The organism is Actinophytocola gossypii, from assembly GCF_025165815.1.
Classification (GTDB): domain Bacteria; phylum Actinomycetota; class Actinomycetes; order Mycobacteriales; family Pseudonocardiaceae; genus Actinophytocola; species Actinophytocola gossypii.
On the sequence record NZ_JAFFZE010000022.1, the window covers coordinates 13,797 to 36,625 of the forward strand.

A 22,829-nucleotide genomic window follows, 5' to 3' on the forward strand; every position below is an offset into this window, starting at 1 on the left:
TACCAATAACTATCCCGGCCATACTATCCCGGGACTATAGTTGGTCCCATGGTCAGGTTGCCGCTCACGTCCGAGGAGGTCGAGCGCGGGCAACGCCTCGGCGCCCTCCTCCGCCGGACCAGGGGGACACGCTCCATGCTCGAGACGGCGCTGCAGGCCGGCGTCTCACCGGAGACCCTGCGGAAGATCGAGTCCGGCCGGGTGGCCACCCCCGCCTTCCCGACCATCGCGGCGATCGCCGGCGTCCTCAGCCTGTCCCTCGACGACGTGTGGGCGGAGATCAACGAGCCGGCACGTTAGGGTCGCTGGCATGGCCGATCTGGTGCGCTACGCGACGGCGAACGGTGTCGCGACGATCACGCTGGACTCCCCGCACAACCGCAACGCGCTGTCCGCACAGCTGCGCCGGGAGCTGCGCGACCACCTGGCCGCGGCGGCCGGGGACGACACGGTGCGGGTGATCGTCCTCGACCACACCGGGCCGGTGTTCTGCGCCGGCATGGACCTCAAGGAGGCCGGGAACGCCGGCTCGGCCACCGACGGGGTGAACGAGTTCCCGGACATCCTGGCCAGCATCTGGACCAGCGCGAAGCCGGTGGTGGCCAAGCTCGCCGGGCCGGCCCGCGCCGGCGGGGTCGGGCTCGTCGCGGCGGCCGACATCGCGGTCGCCGTCGAGGACGCCACGTTCGCGTTCACCGAGGTCAGGCTGGGCCTGGTGCCGGCGGTGATCTCGGTGACCGTGCTGCCGAGGCTGCTCCCCCGCGCCGCGCACGAGCTGTTCCTGACCGGCGAGAAGTTCGACGCGGGCCGCGCGGTGGAGATCGGCCTGCTCAACGCCGCGGTGCCGGCCGACCGGCTCGACGACGAGGTCGCCCGCTACACCGGGATGCTCGCGCTCGGCGGGCCGACCGCGCTGGCCGCCACCAAGGAGATGCTGCGCCGGGCGCGGGCCGCCGACCTGGCCGACGACTTCGCCGACATGCTGGAGCTGTCGGCCGGGTTCTTCGCCGGCGCGGAGGGCCAGGAGGGCATCGCGGCGTTCGCGCAGAAGCGGCCGGCCTCGTGGGTGCCGGTCAGCGAGGGGTGAGCTCGACGCGGAACCGGCCGGGCTCGGTGGCATCCCGCAGCACGTCGTCGATCGCGGCGTAGGCACGCGGATCGGCCTCGCGCAGCACCTCCGGGGCCGACCACACCAGCACGTGCTCGCCGTCGGGCAGCCAGGACAGGTCACGCAGGCAGTCGGACAGCGCGTCGAGGTTGTTGCCGAACCAGTCCGGGAAGGACAGCGCCTCCGCGACCGCCGTCATGAACTCGGCCTTGGTCCGGATCGAGGTTCCGTCGATCGGGTGTTCCATCACCGCTCCGGGTCGATCGGGCTGGTCAGCGCCCTGATCGCCGCCGCTCTCCTGGGCCGCGGCCCGGACGAACCAGCCGGCGACCACCAGTACGACGAGCCCGACCAGTGCGACCGTGATGCGACGCGAGGATCCCACGCTACCTGCCGGCCGGCTCCGGCACCCGCTCCCGCCCGTCCTCGCTCGAGGCCTGGTCGGGAGCCGGATGAGCGGTGCGAATGGGCCGGTCCGCCGCGGCCGAGGGCCGCAGCCACACCGACGCGTGGTCGACAAACCGGTCGATCACGTACGCGACCACCAGGACCAACGGCAGCAGCACCGCCATCACCAGCGCGAACTGGAACGGGAAGGCCAGGCCGAGCACCCACAGCTCGACGCCGTTCCACCAGTCCGACAGCATGCCTCCCAGAGTAGACCTACGCCACTTCACCCGTCTGCCGGACCGGGAAGTGGGTAAGTTGCCAGACATGTTCGCCGTCTACGCAGCCGAGCCCAACCCGGACGCCCCACTCGACGCACTGCGCGTCGGGGAGCGCCCGGACCCAGAGGTGCCGGACGGCTGGGTGGCCGTGTCCGTGCGGGCCGCGAGCCTGAACATGCACGACCTGTGGACGCTGCGCGGCGTCGGCATCAAACCCGACCAGTTCCCGATGATCCTGGGCTGCGACGGCGCGGGCGTCCTCGGTGACGGATCCGAGGTGGTCGTGCACGGCGTGGTCGGGGACGCGTCGGTGTACGGGGACGAGACGCTCGACCCGAAGCGGACCCTGCTCACCGAGAAGTACCAGGGCACCCTCGCCGACACCGTGGTGGTGCCGGCCCGCAACGTGCTGCCCAAGCCGGACGGGCTGTCGTTCGCCGAGGCCGCGTGCATGGGCACCGCCTGGCTCACCGCGTACCGGATGCTGTTCACCCGCTCCGGCCTGCGACCCGGCCAGACGATGCTCGTGCAGGGCGCCTCCGGCGGGGTCGCCACCGCGCTGGTCGCCCTCGGCACGGCCGCCGGGATGCGGGTCTGGGTGACCGGGCGGACCGAGGAGAAGCGCGCGCTGGCCGAGGAACTCGGGGCGCACCGGACGTTCGAGTCCGGCACCCGGCTGCCCGAGCGGGTGGACGCGGTGTTCGAGACCGTGGGGAAGGCCACCTGGGGGCACTCGATGCGCTCGGTCAAGCCGGGCGGCACGATCGTCGTCTCCGGCTCCACCAGCGGCCCCGACGCGAACGCCGACCTGCAGCGGCTGTTCTTCATGCAGATCCGTGTGGTCGGCTCGATGATGGGTACCCGGGACGAACTGGCCGGGCTGCTCGAGTTCTGCCGCCTGCGCGGAATCCGGCCCACGATCGGCACCGAACTGCCGATGACCGAGGCCGCCGAGGGGTTCGGCCAGATGCTCGCCGGCGAGACCGCCGGGAAGATCGTGTTCACACGGTGAGGTCGTCGATGCGCACGTTCACGATGGATGACGCCATCCAGTTCGCCCGCCGCGCCCACGAGGGGCAGCTGGACAAGTCCGGCCGGCCCTACATCGCGCATCCGCTGCGCGTGATGGGCTCGGTCCGCGGCGACCACGAGCGGATGACCGCGGTACTGCACGACGTGGTCGAGGACACCGCGGCCACGCTCGACGACCTGACCGCGGCCGGCTGCCCGGCCGAGGTGCTGGCCGCGGTGGCCGCGATCAGCCAGGCCCCGGACGAACCGCAGGCGCGGTACCTGGACCGGGTGCTGGCGAACCCGATCGCGCTCGCGGTGAAGCGCGCGGACATCGCGGACAACATGTCCTCGGACCGGATGGGCCGGCTGGACGCGAGCACCCAGCAGCGGCTGCGGACCAAGTACGAGGCGGCGCTGCGCCAGTTGAACGGTCAGCCGGGACCGAGCTGAGCACTTCGCCCGCTCACCTGGCGGGAACTCGGACCACGCGCAGCTCGGAGCTAGTAGGGTCTGCGGTGGCGGGGTTCGGCTGGGCGAGGTGACGGTTGGCTGGGGAAGCCGTTCGGCTGCTGGTGCGGTTCGGCCGTCAGTACGCGGCCGTCGTCCGGCTCGCGACGCTGGCGCCGATCGTGGTGATCGCGCTGCTGCGGGCGGCGCCGGAGAACCTGGGCGTCATCGCCGTGGCCGTCGGGATCGCGGCGGTCTGGACCTGCTGCTGCGCCTGGGGCCTGCTGCGTACCTCGGCCGGCCGGCTGTTGCTCGCGGCGGACGTGGGTGTGCTGCTCGTCGTGTGCCTGATCTCCTTCCGGGCCATCGTGGCGGACGAGAACACGGGCTGGCTCCGGTTGCTGGTCACCTTCGCCTGCGTGACCTGGCAGTGGCACACCGCGCCGGTGGCCGGCGCGGCCGCGGCGCTCCTGATCGACGGCGGCATGACGGCGCTGGTCGCCACGGCGGGAGCCGATCCGAGCGTCCTGCGGGCACAGGTGTGGCTGCTGGTGGTGGCCATGCTGTCCCGGCTCGCCTGGACCCTGGTCGCCCGGGCGGCCGCGCGCGCCGACCGGATGGCCGCCGAGGGCGAGCAGGCCCGCCGCGAGGCCGCGGTCGCCGAGGCCGTGCGGGCCGAGGAGCGCGAGCTCGCGAACGCGCTGCACGACACCGCCGCCACCACCCTGCTGATGGTCGGTACCGGGCAGGTTCCCGCCGACGCGCCGTGGCTGCCCCGGCAGGCCACCCGTGACCTGGATCGGCTGCGTTCCGGCGACGCGCCGAGACCCGGGCGCGTCGACCTGGTCGACCTGCTCCGTACCGGCGTCGACGTCACCCACGTCACCGTCGACCTGCACGTTCCGGAGCGCCTGCCGCTCCCGTTCGACGTGGCCACCGCGATCTCCGACGCGGCCACGGAGGCGATCAACAACGTGCGCCGCCACGCCGGCACCGACCGGGCCACGATCCGCCTGGACGGCGACGAGCGGGCGTTGCGCCTGGAGATCGCCGACGACGGCGCCGGGTTCGCCGTGGACGACGTGCCGGCGACCCGGCGCGGCCTGCGCGAGTCGGTGCACGGCCGGATGCGCCGGATCGGCGGCACGGCGACCGTCTCGTCCGGCGTGGGGGCCGGCACGGTGATCCGGCTGGATTGGGGACGCGACGATGCCTGACGACCTGGAGCGGCAGGCCCAGGGGCAGCTGCGCCGGGGCCTGCGGATCGCGATGCTGCTGGTCACCGCCGCGATCCTGTTCGGACTGAGCCTGTCCAACGTGATCCGCAAGCTGGACACCTTCACCGCGCCCGCCGCTCAGCTGGCGGCGTTCGCCGCGCTGGCCGCGGTGCTCACCGGAGAGGCCGTGCTGGTGGTGCTCGGGCGGCCGTGGGGGGCGCTGCGCCGGCCGGCGGTCGCCGTGGTGCTCGGCGCGTCCGCGTTGTCCTACACGACCCTGGACGGGCACACCGCGACGACCACGGACTGGGCCTTCGGCGCCGCGAACTGGGTGGGCGTGGTGGTCCTGCTGGACCGTCCGCTGCGCAGCCTGGTGGCGTTCCTGGTGGCGCACGAGCTGACCGCGCTCGCCGACCTGGTCCTGATCGAGGGGGCGAGCCAGTCCGCGCTGGCCAGGTTCGCCACGGGTTCGGTGACCGTGATCGGGTTCCCGCTGTGCCTGTCCGTGGTGACCGTGGTGCTGGGCCGGATCGGCGCGGCCGCGGCGGCCGCCACCCGGGAGCTCGAGCGGGTGCGGACCGAGGAGGCGGTCGCGACCGAGGCCCACCGGCGGCGCACGCGGCGGTTCGCGGAGCTGTCCGGCACGACGGTCCCGCTGCTCGAAGGGCTCGCCGACGGCTCACTGGCCCCGGACGACGTCGAGGTCCAGCGGCGCAGCGCCATCGAGGCCGCCCGGATGCGACGGCTGTTCGCGGAGACCGACAGCGTGGTCGACCCGCTGCTGCACGAGCTGCGGCACTGCGCCGACGTCGCCGACCGCAAGGGCGTCGAGGTGGAGCTGGACGCGCGGGGCAGGCTGCCGGCGCTGCCGGTGCCGGTGCGCCGGGACCTCACCGAGGCGGCGTTGACCGCGCTGGCGACCGCGGAGTCGTGGGCGCGGGTCACCGTGGTCGGCGAGCCGGAGCTGGTGTCGGTGAGCGTCGTCGCCGACTGCGGCGAGGTCGACCTGCCCCGCCCGGCGACGCCCGAGGTGCGGGTGGAGATGTTCGGCACCGACGCGACGGTCTGGATGGAGGTGCGATGGCAGCCGACGAGACGGACTTCGAAGCCGGCGCCGCTGGTGGCCGCCGGATGAGCGCGGGGATCAGCGCGGTGATCATCGACGACCACGCGGCGATCGCCGCGGGAGTGCGGTACTGGTGTGAGCAGGCGGACCCGCCGATCACCCTCGTCGACGCGGGCTCCCGGCTCGCCGACGTCTGGACCGGTCCCGGCGCCGCGGCGGACGTGGTGATCTTCGACCTGGAGCTGGTACCGGGCAAGCCGGAGTTCGGCGAGCTCCGCCGGCTGGTCGACAGCGGCCGGCGGGTGGTCGTCTACTCCCAGCACGCCGACAACTTCACCGCGATCAAGTGCGTCGACCTTGGCGCGCTCGCGTACCTGACCAAGCGTGAGGGTCCGGAGCACCTGGTGCCAGCGATCCGGGCCGCCGCGACCGGCCGCCCGTACACCGCGCCGTCACTGTCCGGCGCGTTCATCGCCGACGACGCGCCGGGCCGGCCGCGCCTGTCCCCCCGCGAGGCGGAGGTGCTGCGGGCGTGGTTCGCGGCCTCGTCGAAGGACCTGGTCGCGGCGAAGCTCAACATCACGGTCAAGACCGTCGACACGCACATCACGCGGGTACGGGTGAAGTACGCCAACGCCGGGCGCAGCGCCAGCACCAAGAGCGAACTCGTCAGCCGAGCACTCGACGACGGCCTCATCACACTCGCCGAACTCAACCAGACGTCGCTGTAGGCCGGCTACTTCGCCAGCGTACCCAACAGCTCCCGCGGGACGACCCGCACCGGGAACGGCCGCTCGGCCTCGAACGCCTCGCCGCCCTTGACCGACGCCACCCGCGAGTAGACACCCATGGCGTCGAGTTCGTACACGGTGAGCGACAGCTCTTCGGGATCGATCACCCAGTAACTCTGCACGCCGAGCCGCTGGTACGCCGCCCTCTTGTTGTTCATATCGTTGAGCACGCTGCTCGGCGAGAACACCTCGACCGCCAGCAACGGCGCGACGGGGAGCAGCTTGTCCGTCAGGTCCTCGTCCCGTGCCACCAGTACATCCGGCTGCAGTTCCGTGCTCCGTGACGCGCGCACGGCGTACGGCGCGGTCAGCACATGCAAGTCCGGCGGACAGACCATGTCCAGCGCGATGGCCAGCTTGAGCTGGACCTTCTGGTGGCGCGTGCCCGGTGCCGGACTCACGTACAGCGTCCCGTCGATGAGCTCGTACCGGTTGCCGTCATCCGGCATCGCCTCCAGGTCGTCCACGGTGATCGGGCCTCCGGGGGCGAAATGAAACGGACCGGTTTCGGCTGTCATAGCTCCCATGGTGCCCCCCCTTTCTGTCGAGAGCCAACTCAACCACGAGTCACCGACAGAACACGAATCGTTGCCACCGGGACACCAGGGGCCGTCAGGTGTGGACGGTCTCGAGCCTGGTGGTCACGTCGTTCGCGTGGGGCAGGCCGAGCTCGCGGCAGATCGTCAGTGCGCGGCGCCAGTGTTCACGGGCCTGGTCGTGCTCGCCGAGCCCGGCGTGGACGTCGCCGAGGCCGGTGGCCGCGTGCGCGCGCTCCTCCCGATATCCGTACTCGTCGGTGACCATCGCCTCGCGGTAGAGCGTGATCGCCTCGGCCGGGTGCCCCGCTGCCGCGTGCGCGGCGGCCAACCCGTTCAACACGGCCACGACGTCGTCGGCCTCTCCCAGTGCTCGGGCCAGCCGCAGCGCGGAGTCGAGCTGGCGGATCGCGATGTCGTGCTCCCCCAGCCCGAGGTGCGCGGCTCCCACCGCGCGCATGGCCTCGCACTCGAGGAAGCGGTCGTTGACCGCCTGCGCGAGCGTCGTGGCTTGCCGCCCGTATTCCAGAGCCGACCGGTGCCGACCCAGCCGGACGCTCACCTCCGCGAGCCCGCACAACGAACTCGCCTCGTTGACCCGGTTCCCGTACTTCCTCGCGTTCACCAGCCCGTGCTCGTACAGCTCGCGTGCCTCGTCGTACCGGCGCAGGAGCGTCAGGAGCTCAGCGAGGTTGTAGGTCACCGGTGAACGAAGCCGCTGGTCGCCGACCTCGTCGTAGAGCGCCATCGCGCGGCGGAACCAGTCGGCCGCCTCGGCCAGGTTCCCGCGCTGCCTGCACACCGCACCGATGTTGTTCGACGTGGCGGCCTGCAACGACAGGTCGCCGACCGCCTCGTACAACTCCATCGCCCGTTCCAGGTGTGTCAGGGCCTCGGACACCGACCCCCGCCAGAACAGCGCGCTGGCCAGGACGCGCCGCGCGTTCGCCTCCGCGGCCCGGTCACCGATCGACCTCGCCGCGTGCAACGCGTGCGTGTGCAGGTAGCGCCACACGGTGTCCGACATCGCGACCACGCGGTCCGGCTCGGCGTGCTGGGTCATGGCGAGCAGGCTGCCGCGTTCCGCGTCCAGCCAGGCGAACGCCGAGCCGTAGCTCTCGAACGTCGGGAGCTCGGTCTCCGGCGTGGCTCAGCGACTCGATGGCGGTGAGCCGGCGTTCGGTCAGCCGTCTGGCCCAGTCGGCGAGCGCCGGCACGTCGACGTCCGGAAAGGGGGTACCCCGCCACATGGCCAGCGCGACGCGCAGCGTGTCGATCGCGCGTCGCGGCTCCCGCTCGACGGCCGCGATCCCCTCCCCGACGAGCGCGTCGAACCGCTCCGCGTCGATCTCCTCCTCCCGCCCCCCGAGCCGAAGCCGCGTCGGTCCCAACACCAGGAACTCCACGTCCGCCACCGCCCCTCCGACCTGCCGTCCCCCAGTTTCGCGCATCGGCGGGCCGCCGCTTTCCCAGGCATGAAAGTGCGGCGAAAGCGTCGTCGCGATCCTTGGACGCCAGGGGGATGGCTGGTTGCCGTCGAACGAGGGGTCCGCGGCAACCAGCCACAGGTACGGAGGGGAAGAGATGACTGGATGCGGCGTGCTGTCTCGCCGGCTGCTGACGGCGCTGGGCGCCGCGGTGCTGCTGGCCACCGCGGGCTGCGGTACCGAGTACGTGGCCGGCACGCCCGCCGGCGCGGAGGCCGAGCCGGCCGGGGGAACGGCAGAGGAGCGGAGTGAGCCGGAGGACGGGTTCGACGAGTGTTCCCTGGCCGAGCCGAGCGAGCTCGCGGAGTCGCTCGACGTAGAGGCCATGTACGTCACCGCCCGTTCGACGCTGGAGCTGAACAACGGCAGCCAGCAGGTCAGCTGCACGTACGGGCCCGACGACGTGCCCGGGGTGCAGGGGTTGGTGATGAACACGGTCGTGGACACCGACCCGGAACGGTTCTTCGCACCGTTCGACAAGTACGAGCAGAGGCTGGAGATCGACCAGCTCGGCGAGCGCGCCGAACTGGTCGCCTACCGGATCCAGGGCGGCACGACGCGCTTCATCGAGATCCGCGCCATCGACGGCGACCGGGGAATCTTCGTCTTCTACGCCTACAGTGACAACGGTCGGCTGCGTCAGCTCGAGGCGGAGCCGATCAGGACCATCATCGGCACGGCGCTGGAACGGCTGCCCCACGAGCTGACGATCCCCGACGGGACGCCGGAGGGCGGCTGCGCGGACATCGATCTCGAGGCCGCCGCCGACGTCGCGGGCGGCGAGCTGGTGCGGGCGCGGTCGGTCGTCTCGGACGACGGCGCGATGAACTGCCAGTTCAGCGGCGGCGGCGCGGCCGTCGAGGTCACCGTGGTCACGGATCCCGACCTGACCGAGCAACACGCGGTGCCGGCGGACGCGATCACCCATCCCGACCTCGGCGACGGCGCCCTGATGAAGATCACCGAAGGCGGCACCCTGGACGCCAGGGTCAACTTCAGCGACCACCTCGTCACGGTCGCCGTCATCTACGGCGACGCCGCCGGCGAGGTCACCGAGCCGCGGCCGGACGACGTGGAGCTGGTGCGGTCGATCGCCGAGTCGGTCGGCGAGCAGGACTGAGGGAACCATGACGTACTACCCGAACTACCCGAGTTATCCGAACCAACCGGGCTACCCGGCGTACCCGGGCCACCCGGAGCCGAAGGTGAACCCGGCGGTGCTGGTCGGGGTCAGTCTGTGGCGGCTGGCCATCGTCGGCTGCGCCCTGTACGGGTTCAGCGACGCCACCGGCTGGTCGGCGAACTTCGAGGGGCTCAGCCAGCAGGCCAGCCTGGCCACCGCGATCGTCTACACCGGACTGCTGCTCTACCCCGCGTTCACCGGGGGCAGACGGCACGAGCCGAGGTCGCCGTGGCTGCGCGGCGCGACCGCGGTCCTGTTGCTGCTGGTGGCCGGCACGTTCTTCGGCATCATGGGCGGCGACTTCGACTACCTGCCGTTCGAGCACGTCTACACACCGCTGATCGTGCTCGTCGACTGGATGTTCGTCGGCCGCAGCCAGGCGGCGGCGAAGTGGTGGTACCCGTTCTCCTGGATCGCCTTCCCGCTGGCGTACCTCGCGTACTTCCTGGCCGCCGAGGTCTACCAGTACCTGTACCCGTTCCTCGACCCGGACGGCGACCAGTTCGCGGCCATGATCGGCGGCCTGCTGGTCGGGGTGATCGCCGTCGGGTACCTGCTCTACGGCATCGGCAAGGCGAAGGGCGCCATCGGCGGCGGCTTCCAGCCGCGACAGCACGGGTACCACCAGCCGAGCGCCTACGCCGCGCCCGAGTGGACGAGATGACACCACCAGACCGGCCGTGACCAGGTCGTTCGGGACCCCCCTCCCTCCGAGCGACCGGTCACGGCCTCCCTACTTCTTCGTCCTGGCCTTGTCGAATGGATAACCATGACGCACAACCCATACCCCGCACCGGGGCCGCACGCACACCAGAACTACGGGCCTGGGCAGGGCAACGTCCCGCCACCGCCGCCTGGCTGGAGCGGTCCGCCAGCCGGGCCGGGCTGGCCGGGACCGCCACCGGGCGCGCCGCCCGGATACCCACCGGGAGCACCGCCGGGACCGCCTCGACGCGGGCGGCGGGTCGCCGTCGTCGTCGCCGTCGTGGTGGCGCTGGTGGCCGTGGCCGGCGGCATCTGGTTCTTCACTCGCGGTGGAGGCGACGACCTGCCCGACACGGCCGCGGCCCAGGACTGGCAGGCGGGGGTCGACAAGGTCGGCGTCGCCGAGGCCGCGTGGCGGGTGCCCCAGGGCGAGGCGCCCGAGGCGATCAGGATGGTCGACCACTGGGTCACCGAGCAGCACCTGGTACGCCGGCTGCCCGGCCGGGTCGCCGCCTACGACCTGAAGTCCGGCGACGTGGCCTGGGAGTTCCCGCTCGAGGGGACCATGGAGGACCACTGCCCGTCGTCCCAGGAACACTCCGAATCGCGGGTGGCGTTGCTGCGGTCCACTGAGGACCCGGACAAGGCCGGCTACGAGTGCGGCACCCTCACCGTGCTCGACATCTCCACCGGCAAGGAGGTGTTCACCACCGACCTGCCGCCCGTCGGCAGGACGGAGGTGAACACCCCCGACGTGCCGGTGGTGTTCGGGGAGCGGGTGGTGATTCCCAGCGAGGCCGGGGTCCGCGTGCTCGACCTCGGCACCGGCGAGGTGCGGGCCATGCCGAACCCGGAGAACCCGTGCGTGAGCACGAAGGTCGGGCTCTTCGGCGAGACCCTGCTCGCGCAGGCGGAATGCGAAGAAGGCGACACCGACAGCGTCCGGCTGCGGGCGTTCGACGCCAACCTCGACATGATGTGGGAGTGGGAGGTGCCCCCGGGCGAGGACGGGGACGCGCTTCCCGTGTACGGCGTGCTGTCCCTCGACCCGCTCGTGGTCGAAGTTGGCCACAGCGGCCGGGAACACCAGCTGATGCGGGTGCACCCGGAGTCCGGCGAGACGGTCCCGATCGAGGACTACGACGGCGGCGCGGTCCGCGGCGGGTTCATGAGCGCCTGCAACCAGTACGCCATCGGCACCTGCGAGTTGGCCCGGGTGGTGGACAACAAGGTGATCCTCACGACCGCGCCGCAGCAGATCAACCCCAACACACCGGAGGCGTCGCCCGGCATGCAGAGCACGGAGTTCCGCAACGAGCTGGTGGCGTTCGACCTGGACACCGGCGAGGAGGCGTGGCGCACCGGCATGGTGGACGGCCGCGCGCTGAGCCTGGTGCCGACCGCCGACGACAGCGTCGCCGCCTATCAGCCGATGAACCCCAACGGCAGCAAGGGGATCGTGTTCTCGGTGGATCCCGCCACCGGTGACCTGACGCCGCTGGTGCCGATCGGCCAGCAGGCCCACGAGGACGACGACCTCTTCCAGGCCGTCCGCGCCTTCAGCTTCGGCGGGGACAACCACCGGGCGGTACTGCGGGACGGCCTGTTCATCGTCTTCTCGGCCACTCACCGCACCGCGACCATGGGTGATGTCGACATCGTGGCGTTCGCCCTGGCCGACTGAACAGCCGGCCGACCGGACCGGCCGTGACCGGCTCGCTCGGGACCCCCTCCCGCGGAGCAGCCGGTCACGGCCCCCTACTTCTTCGTCTTGGCCTTGTCGGACGATTCGTCCGTGGACAGCGCGGCCACGAACGCCTCCTGGGGGACCTCGACGCGGCCCACCATCTTCATCCGCTTCTTGCCTTCCTTCTGCTTCTCCAGCAGCTTGCGCTTCCGGGTGATGTCACCGCCGTAGCACTTGGCGAGGACGTCCTTGCGGATCGCGCGCACGGTCTCCCTGGCGATCACCCGCGACCCGATGGCCGCCTGGATCGGGACCTCGAACTGCTGGCGCGGGATCAGCTCGCGCAGCTTGGTGGCCATCTTCGTGCCGTAGCCGTACGCCGCCTCGCGATGCACGATCGCGGAGAACGCGTCCACCGGCTCGCCCTGCAGCAGGATGTCGACCTTCACCAGGTCGGCCTGCTGCTCGCCGGCCGGCTCGTAGTCCAGCGAGGCGTAGCCGCGGGTGCGGGACTTGAGCGCGTCGAAGAAGTCGAAGATGATCTCGCCGAGCGGCAGCGTGTACCGCAGTTCCACGCGGTCGGTGGACAGGTAGTCCATCCCGCCGAGCACCCCGCGCCGGGACTGGCACAGCTCCATGATCGCGCCGATGTAGTCGCTCGGTGCGATGACCGTGCACTTCACGATCGGCTCGTAGACGGACATGACCTTGCCCTCCGGCCAGTCCGAGGGGTTGGTCACGTGCGTCTCACCGCCCTCCGGACCGTCCAGCTCGACCCGGTAGACGACGTTGGGTGCGGTGGAGATCAGGTCGAGGCCCGCCTCCCGCTCCAGCCGCTCACGCACGATCTCCAGGTGCAGCAGGCCGAGGAACCCGCAGCGGAAGCCGAAGCCGAGCGCGGCGGAGGTCTCCGGCTCGTAGCTCAGTGCGGCGTCGTTGAGGCGCAGCTTGTCCAGTGCCTCGCGCAGGTCGGCGTACTCCGAACCGTCCACCGGGTACAGTCCCGAGTAGACCATCGCCTTGGGCTCCTGGTAGCCGGCGAGCGGCTCCTCCGCGCTGCGGCGCTCGCTGGTCACCGTGTCGCCGACCTTCGACTGGCGGACGTCCTTCACCCCGGTGATCAGGTAGCCGACCTCGCCGACGCCCAGGCCGGCGCTCGGCTTCGGCTCCGGGGAGATGATGCCGACCTCGAGCAGCTCGTGCGTGGCGCCGGTGGACATCATCCGGATGCGCTGCCGGGGCGTGATCTTGCCGTCGACCACGCGGATGTAGGTGACCACGCCGCGGTAGGTGTCGTAGACCGAGTCGAAGATCATCGCGCGGGGCGGGGCGTCGTCGGACCCGGTCGGCGCCGGCACCAGCCGGACGATCTCGTTGAGCAGCTCCCGCACGCCCTTGCCGGTCTTGGCGGAGACCCGCAGCACGTCCGACGGCTCGCAGCCGACGATGTGCGCGAGCTCCTCGGCGTACTTCTCCGGCTCGGCGGCCGGCAGGTCGATCTTGTTGAGCACCGGGATGATGGTGAGGTCGTTCTCCATCGCGAGGTAGAGGTTCGCGAGTGTCTGCGCCTCGATCCCCTGCGCGGCGTCGACCAGCAGGATCGCACCCTCGCAGGCCTCGAGCGCGCGGGAGACCTCGTAGGTGAAGTCGACGTGGCCCGGGGTGTCGATCATGTGCAGCACGTGGTCCCGGCCGCCGACCTGCCAGGGCAGCCGGACGTTCTGCGCCTTGATCGTGATCCCGCGCTCGCGCTCGATGTCCATCCGGTCGAGGTACTGCGCGCGCATCAGCCGCTCCTCGACCACCCCGGTGATCTGCAGCATCCGGTCGGCCAGCGTCGACTTGCCGTGGTCGATGTGCGCGATGATGCAGAAGTTCCTGATCTGCTCAGGATCTGTGAAGGTCGTGTCGGCGAACGTAGTCACTCAGGTTCCTCGGGTGTCATACGGATACACCACATCGTCCCATGCCGGTCCCGCGGTCAGGGGCAGGACCAGTCGCAAGTCACCGTGGCGGCTCCCCGCGGGTCAGCGCCATGATCTCGTCGGTGCTCAGGTCGACGTCACCGGTGTGGCGAAGCAGGTGCTCGACGACACGCTCGCCCCTGGTCGGTTCGACCGGGGTGGTCTCCTGCTCTTCCTCGTTCCGCCACACGTCCGAATCATACGGTTCCGGCTCCTGCGCGACGTGCGGTTCCGCTCACGGCAGCACCAATGGCGCTCCGGTGCGGGGATGCGGGACGACCTCGATCTCCCGGTGGTAGACCTCGGTCAGCAGGTCCGGCGTCAGCACCGAGCGGGGCTCGCCGCAGGCCACGAGGCGACCGTCGGCGATCACGGCGACGCGGTCGGCGTGCGCGGCGGCCAGGTTCAGGTCGTGCAGGACGGCCAGGACGGCGCCGCCGGCTCGGGCGTGCGCGGTGGCGACGTGCATGACCAGGTCCTGGTGGCGCAGGTCGAGCGCGGCGGTCGGCTCGTCGAGCAGCAGCAGCGGCGCGCGCTGGGCCAGCACCCTGGCCAGGGCCACCCGCGCCCGCTCGCCGCCGGAGAGCGTGCCGAACGTGCGGGCGGCGAACCCGGTCACCTCCGTCGCGGCCATCGCCTCCGCCACGGCCGTCTCGTCGTCGGCGAGTGCGGTGCCGGCCCACGGCGCGCGACCCATGGCCACCACCTGCGTCACGGTGAACGGGAAGGCCACCGTCGTCCACTGCGGCAGCACGGCCCGGCGCATCGCCAGCTCCGCGGGCCGCCACGCCCGGACCGGGCGGCCGGCGACGGTCACCGTCCCGGCGGCGGCCGGCAGGTCCCCGGAGAGCAGGCCGACGGTGGTCGACTTGCCGGCCCCGTTCGGCCCGACCACCGCCACCACCTCGCCGGCGGCGACGGTCAGGCTCACCCCGTGCAGGACCCGCCGGGGACCGCGCGCCACGTCCGCCCCGGCGGCCTCGGCCAGCACGGCGCCGGGCTCGTGCGGTTCCGGCACCCGGGGCCGGCGCAGGCCGATCACGCCCAGCCCCCGTGCCGGCTGCGGGTCCGGCGCAGCAGCCAGAAGAAGAACGGCCCACCCACCAGCGACGTCAGCATCCCCAGCGGCAGCTCCGCGTTCTCCACCGCCGTCCGCGCCAGCAGGTCCGCGCTGACCAGCACCAGCGCCCCGCCGAGCGCGCTCGCCGCGAGCAGCGGCCCGTGCGCGGGTCCGGCGATCATCCGGATCAGGTGCGGCACCACCAGGCCGACGAACCCGACGATCCCCGCGAACGCCACCCCCGAACCCACCAGCATCGCCACCGCCAGTACCACCACCAGCCGCAGCCGCTCGACGTTCACCCCGAGGTGTCTGGCCGGGCCCTCGCCCAGCGCCAGCAGGTCCAGCCGGCGCGCGACCAGCGCGGCGATCACCATGCCGGCGACCGCCAGCGGCAGCACCGCGCCGACGGCCGGTCCGGTCGCCCCGTTCAGGCTGCCCAGCTGCCAGAACACGATCTGCTCCCTGGCCCCCGGATCGGCCACGAAGGTCAGGAACGCGATGATCCCGAACGCCACGGCGTTCACCGCGATCCCGGTCAGCACCAGGGTGACCACCTCGGTCCGCCCGCCGGAGCGGGCCAGCGCGTACACCAGCACCGTGGTGACCAGCCCACCGAAGAACGCCGCCGCCGCGATGGTCCAGTTGCCGAGCACCGACACGCCGCCGACGATCACCGCGCACGCCCCGACCGCGGCCCCGGACGACACGCCGACCACGGCTGGCTCGGCGAGCGGGTTGCCGAACACCCCCTGCAGCATCGCCCCGGCGACCGCCAGGCACGCCCCGACCACGACGGCCAGCCCGACCCGGGGGAACCGCACCGCCCACAGCGCGCTGTCGCCCTGCGGGTGGCTCGGCATCGGCCCGAGGTCGAGCCCGATCCCGTGCAGGAACGAGCCGAGCACCTCGTCCGGCGGCACCGCGAGCTGCCCCGAGCCCGCCGCCAGCAGGGTCATCACCACGAGCGAACCGGCCAGCAGGACCAGCAGTGGCCAGCCCACCCACACCCTGGTCCTCGCGGCGGGCAGCGACACAGCGGTCATGAGCCGTACAGCACGGACGCCAGGGCCGTGATGGTCTCGCCGACGCGGGGGCCGAAGCTGAGCAGGTCGGTGTCGTCGACGTCGACGATCCGCCGGTGCTCGCCGGCCGGGGTCAGCCCGACGCCGGGGATACGCAGCAGCCCGTCCACGCCGCCGACCGAGTCCAGGCCCTTGCTGAGCACCAGGATCACGTCCGGCCGCGCGTTCAGCAGCGCCTCGCTGGTGATCGGCACGAACGGCTGGTCCAGGCCGATGTCGGTGCCGACGTCGACCCCGCCGACCGCGCGGATCATCGCGTCCGCACCGGAATCCGGGCCGGCCATCAGGTACACGCCCGCGGTGCCGCGCACGTAGAGGAACGTGATCCTCGGCGCCGAGGAGCCGGTCGGAGCCAGCGCGCGGGCGGCGTCGATCTCGCCGGTCACCCGGTCCACGAGCGCGTCGCCGGCCGGCGGCACCCCCAGCGCCGCCGCCACCGCGCGGATCTGGTCCGGCACGCCGTCGAGGGTGCGGGTCGGATCGAAGAACACCACCGGGACGCCGGCCGCGCGCAGCTGCTGGGGCACCTCGGGCGGGCCGATGCTGGTGTCGGTGAGCACGACGGTCGGGTTCAGGTCGAGGATCGCCTCGGCGTTCAGGTCGTGCCCGCCGGAGGTCACCACCGGCACGTCGGCCGCGCTGGGGAACCCGGTCGAGGAGTCCCGCCCGACGACGTCGTCGCCGAGGCCGAGGCTGAACACGATCTCACCGAGCGTCCCGTACAGGTCGACGGCCACGATCCGGTCCACACTGGACACCGTGACCGCCTCGCCGTCGAAGGAGTCGACGGTGACCGGTAACCGAGGCGTGACCGGGTCGACGGGGCGCACGTCCTCGTGCGCGATCCGGGCCGTCGCCGGGCCGTCCAGCGTGAGGGTCGCCGGCGGGGACGTCGGCACGGTGGAGCCCGCCACACCCCCGCACCCCGCGAGCACCAACGCGACGAGTGGGACCAGGCGTCTCACGAGCCCGCCAGGTCGACCTCGAGCGCGTCGCCCAGGTCGTCGAACACCGCTCGGTTGAGCCGGAACGCCAGGTTCACCTCGGCCACCAGGTCGGCCCGTTCCGGCTCGTCCCACCGCAGCTCGTCGAGCAGCCCGCGGTAGCCGTCCTTGAACACCTTGGGCTTGGGCACCTGGTCGAACAGGTAGAACCGAACGCCGTCGGAGGTCAGGCCGTAGATGTTGCGGAGCTTGCTGCGCACGATCTGACCGCCGGACAGGTCGCCCAGGTAGCGGGTGTAGTGGTGGGCGACGAACGCACTCGGCGAATCGAAGCAGACGGCGCGGATCCGGTCGGTGTACCGCTGGGTGGCCGGCAGCGGCACGAGCTCGTCGCGCCACCCGTCGCCGCGCAGCCAGGCGAGGTCGGCCTCGAGCGCGGGGCCGCGGACCAGCGCGTCGGACACGAAGGGCCCGACCACCGGGTCGCTCCGCCAGGCGTCGCCGGCCCGTTCGAGCTCGCGGTAGAAGAGGTAGCTCTGGCCGAGCAGCGCGGCATAGGCGTCCCGGTCGAGCCGGCCGTCCATCAGCGCGACGATGAACGGCGCCGAGTTGGTCCGGTCGTGCTCGTCCCAGGTCACGGACTTCAGCCGAGCCGAAAGGGACTCGTCGGATCGCGTCACAACATTCGTCATACCCCACCCGCACGGTTTGAGTTAGGCTCGCCTCACTTAACTGAGGCTTACCTAAAAGGATGCCATGCGCGTGATCGCCGATCCAGCCCCAAGAAACCGAACCGCCCGGGTACTGGCGGTCACCGTCTTCCTGATCACCTTCCTCGTCGGCGCCGGTCACGCGTCCGCCGCGCCCCGGATCACCGTGTCGAAGTCCCAGGGCCTGAACCCGGCCGGCGACACGATCACCGTCAGCGGCACCGGATTCGACGCGACCAAGGGCATCTACGTCGCCGTCTGCGTGGACAACGGCCCCGGCCAGGTGCCGACCCCGTGCCTCGGCGGCGTCGACACCAGCGGCGCCGGCGGCGGCTCCGCCTGGATCTCGTCGAACCCGCCGAGCTACGGCACCGGCCTCGCCACCCCGTACGGGCCTGGCGGCTCGTTCTCGGTGACCCTCGCCGTCGCCGCCGTGGACCCGGTCACCGGCACCGACTGCCGGCAGGTCACCTGCGCCGCGGTCACCAGGACCGACCACACCCGCACCGCCGACCGCTCCCAGGACGCCCGCGTCCCCCTGACCTTCGCCGCCCCGGCCGCACCGAAGAAGGCACCGGAACCGACCCGGCCCGCGGCGCCGACGACGACCACCACCGTCGCACCGGCGACGACCACCACCACGACCACCACGACCACCACGACCACCACGACGACCACGACCGAGCCGTCGCCGACCGGCACCACCACGGCCGCCGAGGTCGCCCCGGCGGCCGCCAGCCCCGCCGCGCCCAACCGCACGGGCTGGTGGATCGGCGGCGCCGCGGCCGTGCTGCTGGCCGCGATCGTCCTGGTCGTACCGCGCGCCCGCCGCGGCCGCGCCACCCCGACCGACCCGAGCTGACCCACCCCACCACGGAGCTGTCGTCCCCATCGAGAACCCGAAGGAGCAGGCAGCCCACATGACCACGCACACTCGCGCGAGACCGCTCGCCGGCGCGCTGACCATCGCGCTCGGCGCGCTCGGTGTCCTGGTCGGCACCGCGGCAGGCGCGCAGGCCGCCCCGGCGACCGTCACCGGCGGCACCCTGGACTGGGGCGTGAAGGAGTCCTTCCGCGACTACATCACCGGCCCGATCGCGCACGGCTCGATCACCCCGGCCGGCGGCGCCACCAGCAACGCGGACGGCACGATCCGCTTCCCGTCCGCCACCGGCACCGCCGACTCCGACGCGGACACCGCCGAGCTCGCGTTCGGCGGCACGGTCACCTTCTCCGGACACGACAGCGGGTCGGGGCCGCTGCTGTTCATGACCGTCTCCGACATCCGCGTCCAGCTCGGCGCGGACGGCGGCACGCTGGTCGCGGACGTGGTGTCCAAGTCGCTGTCCTCCGGCGAGAACGTCACCTACGACGACGTCGAGTTCGCCGACCTCGCCGCGGCGGACCTGACCGGCACCGACACCGTTACCGGAACCGGGATCGCCGCCACCCTCACCGAACCGGGCGCCCCCGCGTTCGCCGACTTCTACGCACCGGGGACCGCCCTCGACCCGGTGTCGTTCGCGGTCACCACCGCGCCCGCGCCGACCTGGGAGCCGGCGATCGCGGTCAGCAGGACCACCGGCGTCGACCCGGCCGGCGAGACGCTCACGGTGACCGGCAGCGGCTTCGACCCGACGGCCAACGTCGGCACCCGCCCGCCGCTCGCCGGCCAGTCGACCGGCGTGTACCTGGTGTTCGCCGAGCTGGGCGATCCGTGGCGGCCGTCGGAGGGCGCACCGCCGTCGGCCCGCACCGTGCTCGACCAGAAGTGGGTGCTGCCCGCCGCGTCCCGCGCGGTCCTCGACCCGGCCGGCACCAACCAGGACTACGTCGTCCTCGGCGCGGACGGCACCTTCACCGGCGCCCTCGACGTCGCCGCCTGCACCGGCACCTGCGGGATCGTCACCTACGCGGCCGGCGGCGCGACCAACGCCGCGCACGAGCTGTTCGTCCCCCTGACCTTCGCCGACGCCGACGCCGACGACGAGGACGAGCCGACCACCCCGCCGGCCACCACTCCGCCGCCCTCGGCCGAGGAAGAGGTGACCGGCGCGCGCCTGGAGTGGGGTGTCAAGGAGTCGTTCCGGAACTACGTGCGCGGCCCGATCGCCCACGGGTCCTGGGCCCTGGACGGCGTGACCGGCGACGGCCCGTTCCGCTGGGAGAACCTGACCGAGGGCACGTTCGACCCCGGCACCGAGGCCGGCCTGCTCGACTTCGCCGGTTCGGTCCGCTTCACCGGGCACGACGGCCTGCTCGACCTGACGCTCTCCCAACCCCAGGTGCGGGTGACTGACGGTACCGCCGAGCTGCTGCTCAACGTGCGCAGCAAGGGCCTGGAGACCCCCGGCTACGTCGAGCTGGACGACGCGGTGTTCGCGAGCCTGGACCTCGACGCGGTGGAGCCCACCACCGACGACGGCGTGGTCACCTACACCGGTGTGCCGGCCGCGCTCACCGCGCAGGGGGCCGAGGGCTTCGCCGGCTTCTACCCCGAGGGCACCGAGCTCGACCCGCTGACGTTCACCGTGGCCATGGACGGCGCCACGCTGCCCCCGCCGGCCGCGGACGCCCCGGGCAGTGGCGGCTCGAGCCCGGCACCGCAGGCGAAGAACCTCGCCTACACGGGCGTCGACCCGGCGCCGATGCTCGCCAGCGGCGTGGTGCTGGTGCTGCTCGGCACCGGCCTACTGCTGTTCCGCCGCCGCCCGGTCCGGCTCTGAACCGACGCGCCGGCGGTGGGCGGTCGACCACCGCCGGCGCACCACCCACACCCCACCGGTCAGCACCACCAGGGCGATCACCAGCGGCACCGCGCCCACCGCGTCCAACCACGACACCAGCGTCGCCTGCACCGACCCGGCCGCCCGCACCACCGGGTCCGACGCCGACCCGCCGAGGTGGAACAACCGCAACTCGTAGTACCCGTAGTAGCCGACGTAGACCCCGGTGACCACCAGCAACGCGCCGCCGGCCCGCGTCACGTACGGCATCGCCCGCCGCAGCCCGGCCACCGCCGCGGTACTGGCCAGGGCCGCGCCGACCGCGAGCACCGCCACCACCAGCCCCATACCCAGCGCGTACGCCCCGAACGTCAGCACCGCCCCGCTCCGCAACGCGACCCCCGCCGCCGCCAGGAACGGCCCGATCGAACACGACAGCGAGGCCACCGCGAACGCGACGCCGTAGCCGACCATCGACACCAGCCGGGTGTTCGGCGCGCCCCGCTTCAGCTTCGGCACCAGCACCCTCGGCTCCCGCCCCGCGACCAGCAGAGCGCCGAACACCACCAGCCCCGCGCCCACGACGATCGTCACCACCGGCAGCCACCGCTGCAACGCCCCGGCGAGCGGCGCCCCGATCAGCCCGAACACGCCGAACACGGCCACGAACCCGAGCGTCATCAGGCCGGCGGCCGCCAACGCCCGCCCGACCCCGCGCGAGCCCACCACCAAGGCCAGGTACCCCGGCAACATCGCGAACCCGCACGGGTTGACCGTCGCGAGCATGCCCGCCCCGAGCGCGAACGCCAGGTCCCCGGTCACCGCAGAGCACGCACGCGGTCGCGCAGCTCGTCCGCGTCCAACTGGTCGGTCTCCACCTCGACGGCTCCCGAGGAGTCCACAAAGGCGTACGCGGGCTGATAGGTGACGCCGAACCGCTGCCACACCTCGGCGCTCGTGTCCGCGAGGTGCGGGAACGACCCGAGCCCGAACCGGTCGACGAAGTCGCGCATGGCGGGCACCTGGTCCTGTGCCGCCACCCCCACGAACCGCACCCCGTCACCGCCGGCGACGTCGGCGATCGTCGACGCCTCGGCCTGGCAGTTGGGGCACCAGGGCGCCCAGAACCACAACACCGCGGGCGAGCCGTACAGGGTCTTCCCCTCGAACACCTCACCGTCGATCGTCTTGGCCTCGAACCGCAACAGCTCGGGCACGTCGTCGGCGGGCACCGGCGGCTCCGAGATCCCGTCCGGCGCCGGCGCGGCGGGCGAACCGGTCACGGCGCTGGTGACCGGGCTGGTGACGTTCGGCTCAGGAGGGGCCGCGGTGTCACCGGTCTCGCCGTTCCCGCACCCGGCGAGCACCAGGCCGAGCACCACGCCGGCGACCACCGGAATCGAGCGGGTCATCAACTGCCTCCAGGTCGGCTCGGTTTCCCCGAATCATGCCGTGCCACCCGGCGACCAAACCCTTACGAACCGCTGACGCCCACGAAGTACACGACGGCTCCCGACCGCGCCATCCGTTCCACCCGCAACCCGGCGCCGGTCAACCAGTCCGCCAGGTCCCCCGCGCCGCCCCCACGCCCGAACAACCCCGCCCGCCGCAGGATCCCGATCGCGCGATCCTGCCGCCACCCCGTTCCCGACACCACCACGTCCCCGACGAGCCGTCCCCCGGGTCGCACGCACCGCACCATCTCCCGCACGGCTCCCGCCGGATCGGGCAAGCAGTGCAACCCGTTGAAGCACACGCACACGTCGAACCCGCCGTCCCCGAACGGCAACGCCGAGATGTCCGCCTCGACCAGCCCCACCCCACCGAGCCCGAGCCGCTCCGCCCGCCGCCGCGCCCGCGTCACCATCGCCCGCGAGAGATCCACACCGACGTACCGAACAGCGCTGTTTCCAGCGGAAGCCCCACCAGTCAGCCCCCGCAGCGCCACCCCGCCCCCGCACGGCACGTCCAGCACCGCCGACCCCGGCGGCAACTCACCCAGCGCGCGGATCCCCGCGTACAGCTCCCCCACATCCGCACCCCAGAGCACCCGACCCACCGGCCGCGCGAGCCACTCCCGCCGCACGCCGAAGTCGTAGACCGCCCCCAGCACCCGTCCCGTCGCCGAAGCCCACGTCATGCCTCATCTGTACCCCGCGCGATGGTCTCCAGCGCGTTCACCAACGCCAGCACGTCCAGGGAGGCGAGCCCGTAACAACCCCCGATCCCGGCGCGGACCAGCCCCGCCGCGCCGAGGACCTCGAGGTGCTCGAGCACGTCCGGCTCGCCGGTACGCGCCACCAACTCGCCGGCCGACGCGTTGCGCTCCGCGAGCACGCACAGCATCGCCAGCCGTTCCCGCGAGGCCAGCGCACGGCCGACCAGGTAGAGCCGCTCGTCCATGAGCACTCCGGAGTCGTGTGGGAAACGG

27 protein-coding genes are annotated in these 22,829 nt (G+C 72.4%); 12 read left to right on the top strand and 15 right to left on the bottom strand.

Annotation, left to right across the window (positions count from 1 at the left end):
- Positions 1-48 precede the first annotated feature (48 nt).
- Together JT362_RS27025 and JT362_RS27030 are read left to right on the top strand one after the other, a co-directional pair.
- Entirely contained in the window at positions 49-300 is a 252-nt protein-coding gene (locus JT362_RS27025; protein ID WP_260194605.1) for a helix-turn-helix domain-containing protein, read from the top strand.
- 10 nt (positions 301-310) lie between these two features.
- A complete protein-coding gene (locus tag JT362_RS27030; RefSeq protein ID WP_260194606.1) occupies positions 311-1,087 on the top strand; it encodes an enoyl-CoA hydratase-related protein in 777 nt (258 codons plus the stop codon).
- Here the strand turns inward: JT362_RS27030 and JT362_RS27035 are convergent.
- Both JT362_RS27035 and JT362_RS27040 read right to left on the bottom strand, forming a co-directional pair.
- The gene (locus JT362_RS27035) at positions 1,074-1,493 is read right to left on the bottom strand and encodes a barstar family protein (protein WP_375546570.1); all 420 of its coding nucleotides are present in this window, start codon (positions 1,491-1,493) and stop codon (positions 1,074-1,076) included. The genes JT362_RS27030 and JT362_RS27035 overlap by 14 nt on opposite strands.
- Position 1,494: 1 nt before the next feature.
- Complete coding sequence (locus JT362_RS27040) at positions 1,495-1,755, bottom strand: hypothetical protein (RefSeq protein WP_260194607.1); 261 nt, start codon at positions 1,753-1,755, stop codon at positions 1,495-1,497.
- Positions 1,756-1,822: 67 nt separating this feature from the next.
- Between JT362_RS27040 and JT362_RS27045 the strand changes: the two genes are divergently transcribed.
- The 5 genes from JT362_RS27045 to JT362_RS27065 all read left to right on the top strand — a co-directional run bounded on the left by JT362_RS27045 (position 1,823) and on the right by JT362_RS27065 (position 6,251).
- Positions 1,823-2,788, top strand: coding sequence for a zinc-binding dehydrogenase (locus JT362_RS27045; RefSeq protein ID WP_260194608.1), 966 nt, complete (start codon positions 1,823-1,825; stop codon positions 2,786-2,788).
- 8 nt (positions 2,789-2,796) lie between these two features.
- Positions 2,797-3,240 carry an HD domain-containing protein gene (locus JT362_RS27050; protein WP_260194610.1) on the top strand — a complete coding sequence of 148 codons (444 nt, stop codon included), beginning with the start codon at positions 2,797-2,799 and terminating at the stop codon, positions 3,238-3,240.
- 95 nt (positions 3,241-3,335) lie between these two features.
- The gene (locus JT362_RS27055) at positions 3,336-4,454 is read left to right on the top strand and encodes a sensor histidine kinase (RefSeq protein ID WP_260194611.1); all 1,119 of its coding nucleotides are present in this window, start codon (positions 3,336-3,338) and stop codon (positions 4,452-4,454) included.
- Positions 4,447-5,589, top strand: a complete 1,143-nt coding sequence (locus tag JT362_RS27060; protein ID WP_260194612.1) for a hypothetical protein — start codon at positions 4,447-4,449, stop codon at positions 5,587-5,589. The genes JT362_RS27055 and JT362_RS27060 overlap by 8 nt, the downstream gene beginning before the upstream one ends.
- A complete protein-coding gene (locus tag JT362_RS27065; protein ID WP_260194613.1) occupies positions 5,535-6,251 on the top strand; it encodes a response regulator in 717 nt (238 codons plus the stop codon). The genes JT362_RS27060 and JT362_RS27065 overlap by 55 nt, the downstream gene beginning before the upstream one ends.
- Before the next feature lie 5 nt (positions 6,252-6,256).
- Here JT362_RS27065 and JT362_RS27070 read toward each other — a convergent pair whose 3' ends face one another.
- The 3 genes from JT362_RS27070 to JT362_RS27080 form a co-directional block, all read right to left on the bottom strand.
- Positions 6,257-6,778, bottom strand: a complete 522-nt coding sequence (locus JT362_RS27070; RefSeq protein ID WP_446014138.1) for a Uma2 family endonuclease — start codon at positions 6,776-6,778, stop codon at positions 6,257-6,259.
- A 145-nt stretch (positions 6,779-6,923) separates the two neighbouring features.
- A complete protein-coding gene (locus JT362_RS27075; protein ID WP_260194615.1) occupies positions 6,924-7,910 on the bottom strand; it encodes a tetratricopeptide repeat protein in 987 nt (328 codons plus the stop codon).
- Entirely contained in the window at positions 7,810-8,262 is a 453-nt protein-coding gene (locus JT362_RS27080; protein ID WP_260194616.1) for a BTAD domain-containing putative transcriptional regulator, read from the bottom strand. The genes JT362_RS27075 and JT362_RS27080 overlap by 101 nt, the downstream gene beginning before the upstream one ends.
- 184 nt (positions 8,263-8,446) lie before the next feature.
- Between JT362_RS27080 and JT362_RS27085 the strand changes: the two genes are divergently transcribed.
- From JT362_RS27085 to JT362_RS27095, 3 genes are all read left to right on the top strand, one after another.
- Positions 8,447-9,454 (top strand): hypothetical protein, encoded by a 1,008-nt coding sequence (locus tag JT362_RS27085; protein WP_260194617.1) that lies wholly within the window; start codon positions 8,447-8,449, stop codon positions 9,452-9,454.
- Between the two features lie 7 nt (positions 9,455-9,461).
- A complete protein-coding gene (locus tag JT362_RS27090) occupies positions 9,462-10,181 on the top strand; it encodes a hypothetical protein (RefSeq protein WP_260194618.1) in 720 nt (239 codons plus the stop codon).
- 105 nt (positions 10,182-10,286) lie between these two features.
- Positions 10,287-11,906 carry an outer membrane protein assembly factor BamB family protein gene (locus JT362_RS27095; protein WP_260194619.1) on the top strand — a complete coding sequence of 540 codons (1,620 nt, stop codon included), beginning with the start codon at positions 10,287-10,289 and terminating at the stop codon, positions 11,904-11,906.
- Positions 11,907-11,980: 74 nt separating this feature from the next.
- Here the strand turns inward: JT362_RS27095 and lepA are convergent, their stop codons facing one another.
- The 6 genes from lepA to JT362_RS27125 form a co-directional block, all read right to left on the bottom strand.
- Positions 11,981-13,834: a translation elongation factor 4 gene (gene lepA, locus JT362_RS27100; RefSeq protein ID WP_260194620.1), complete on the bottom strand. Its 1,854-nt coding sequence runs from the start codon at positions 13,832-13,834 to the stop codon at positions 11,981-11,983.
- 79 nt (positions 13,835-13,913) lie between these two features.
- On the bottom strand, positions 13,914-14,063 hold the full coding sequence (locus tag JT362_RS27105; protein WP_260194621.1) for a hypothetical protein: 150 nt from the start codon (positions 14,061-14,063) through the stop codon (positions 13,914-13,916).
- Positions 14,064-14,108: 45 nt separating this feature from the next.
- Positions 14,109-14,915 carry a heme ABC transporter ATP-binding protein gene (locus JT362_RS27110; RefSeq protein ID WP_260194622.1) on the bottom strand — a complete coding sequence of 269 codons (807 nt, stop codon included), beginning with the start codon at positions 14,913-14,915 and terminating at the stop codon, positions 14,109-14,111.
- Positions 14,912-15,979, bottom strand: coding sequence for a FecCD family ABC transporter permease (locus JT362_RS27115; protein ID WP_260194623.1), 1,068 nt, complete (start codon positions 15,977-15,979; stop codon positions 14,912-14,914). Before JT362_RS27115 ends, JT362_RS27110 begins: the two co-directional genes overlap by 4 nt.
- Entirely contained in the window at positions 15,976-16,932 is a 957-nt protein-coding gene (locus JT362_RS27120; protein WP_260194624.1) for a heme/hemin ABC transporter substrate-binding protein, read from the bottom strand. The genes JT362_RS27115 and JT362_RS27120 overlap by 4 nt, the downstream gene beginning before the upstream one ends.
- Positions 16,933-16,979: 47 nt before the next feature.
- On the bottom strand, positions 16,980-17,654 hold the full coding sequence (locus JT362_RS27125) for a biliverdin-producing heme oxygenase (protein WP_260194625.1): 675 nt from the start codon (positions 17,652-17,654) through the stop codon (positions 16,980-16,982).
- 70 nt (positions 17,655-17,724) lie between these two features.
- On the opposite strand from JT362_RS27125, the gene JT362_RS27130 reads away from it, so the two are divergent.
- Both JT362_RS27130 and JT362_RS27135 read left to right on the top strand, forming a co-directional pair.
- Positions 17,725-18,534, top strand: coding sequence for a neocarzinostatin apoprotein domain-containing protein (locus JT362_RS27130; RefSeq protein WP_260194626.1), 810 nt, complete (start codon positions 17,725-17,727; stop codon positions 18,532-18,534).
- Positions 18,535-18,592: 58 nt separating this feature from the next.
- Positions 18,593-20,398 carry an HtaA domain-containing protein gene (locus JT362_RS27135; protein WP_260194627.1) on the top strand — a complete coding sequence of 602 codons (1,806 nt, stop codon included), beginning with the start codon at positions 18,593-18,595 and terminating at the stop codon, positions 20,396-20,398.
- Here JT362_RS27135 and JT362_RS27140 read toward each other — a convergent pair.
- The 4 genes from JT362_RS27140 to JT362_RS27155 all read right to left on the bottom strand — a co-directional run bounded on the left by JT362_RS27140 (position 20,363) and on the right by JT362_RS27155 (position 22,801).
- Positions 20,363-21,220: a cytochrome c biogenesis CcdA family protein gene (locus JT362_RS27140; protein ID WP_260194628.1), complete on the bottom strand. Its 858-nt coding sequence runs from the start codon at positions 21,218-21,220 to the stop codon at positions 20,363-20,365. The genes JT362_RS27135 and JT362_RS27140 overlap by 36 nt on opposite strands.
- Positions 21,217-21,810 (bottom strand): redoxin domain-containing protein, encoded by a 594-nt coding sequence (locus JT362_RS27145; RefSeq protein ID WP_260194629.1) that lies wholly within the window; start codon positions 21,808-21,810, stop codon positions 21,217-21,219. Before JT362_RS27145 ends, JT362_RS27140 begins: the two co-directional genes overlap by 4 nt.
- Before the next feature lie 62 nt (positions 21,811-21,872).
- A complete protein-coding gene (locus JT362_RS27150) occupies positions 21,873-22,538 on the bottom strand; it encodes a class I SAM-dependent methyltransferase (protein WP_260194630.1) in 666 nt (221 codons plus the stop codon).
- The gene (locus JT362_RS27155; RefSeq protein ID WP_260194631.1) at positions 22,535-22,801 is read right to left on the bottom strand and encodes a winged helix-turn-helix domain-containing protein; all 267 of its coding nucleotides are present in this window, start codon (positions 22,799-22,801) and stop codon (positions 22,535-22,537) included. The genes JT362_RS27150 and JT362_RS27155 overlap by 4 nt, the downstream gene beginning before the upstream one ends.
- Between the last annotated feature and the right edge of the window lie 28 nt (positions 22,802-22,829).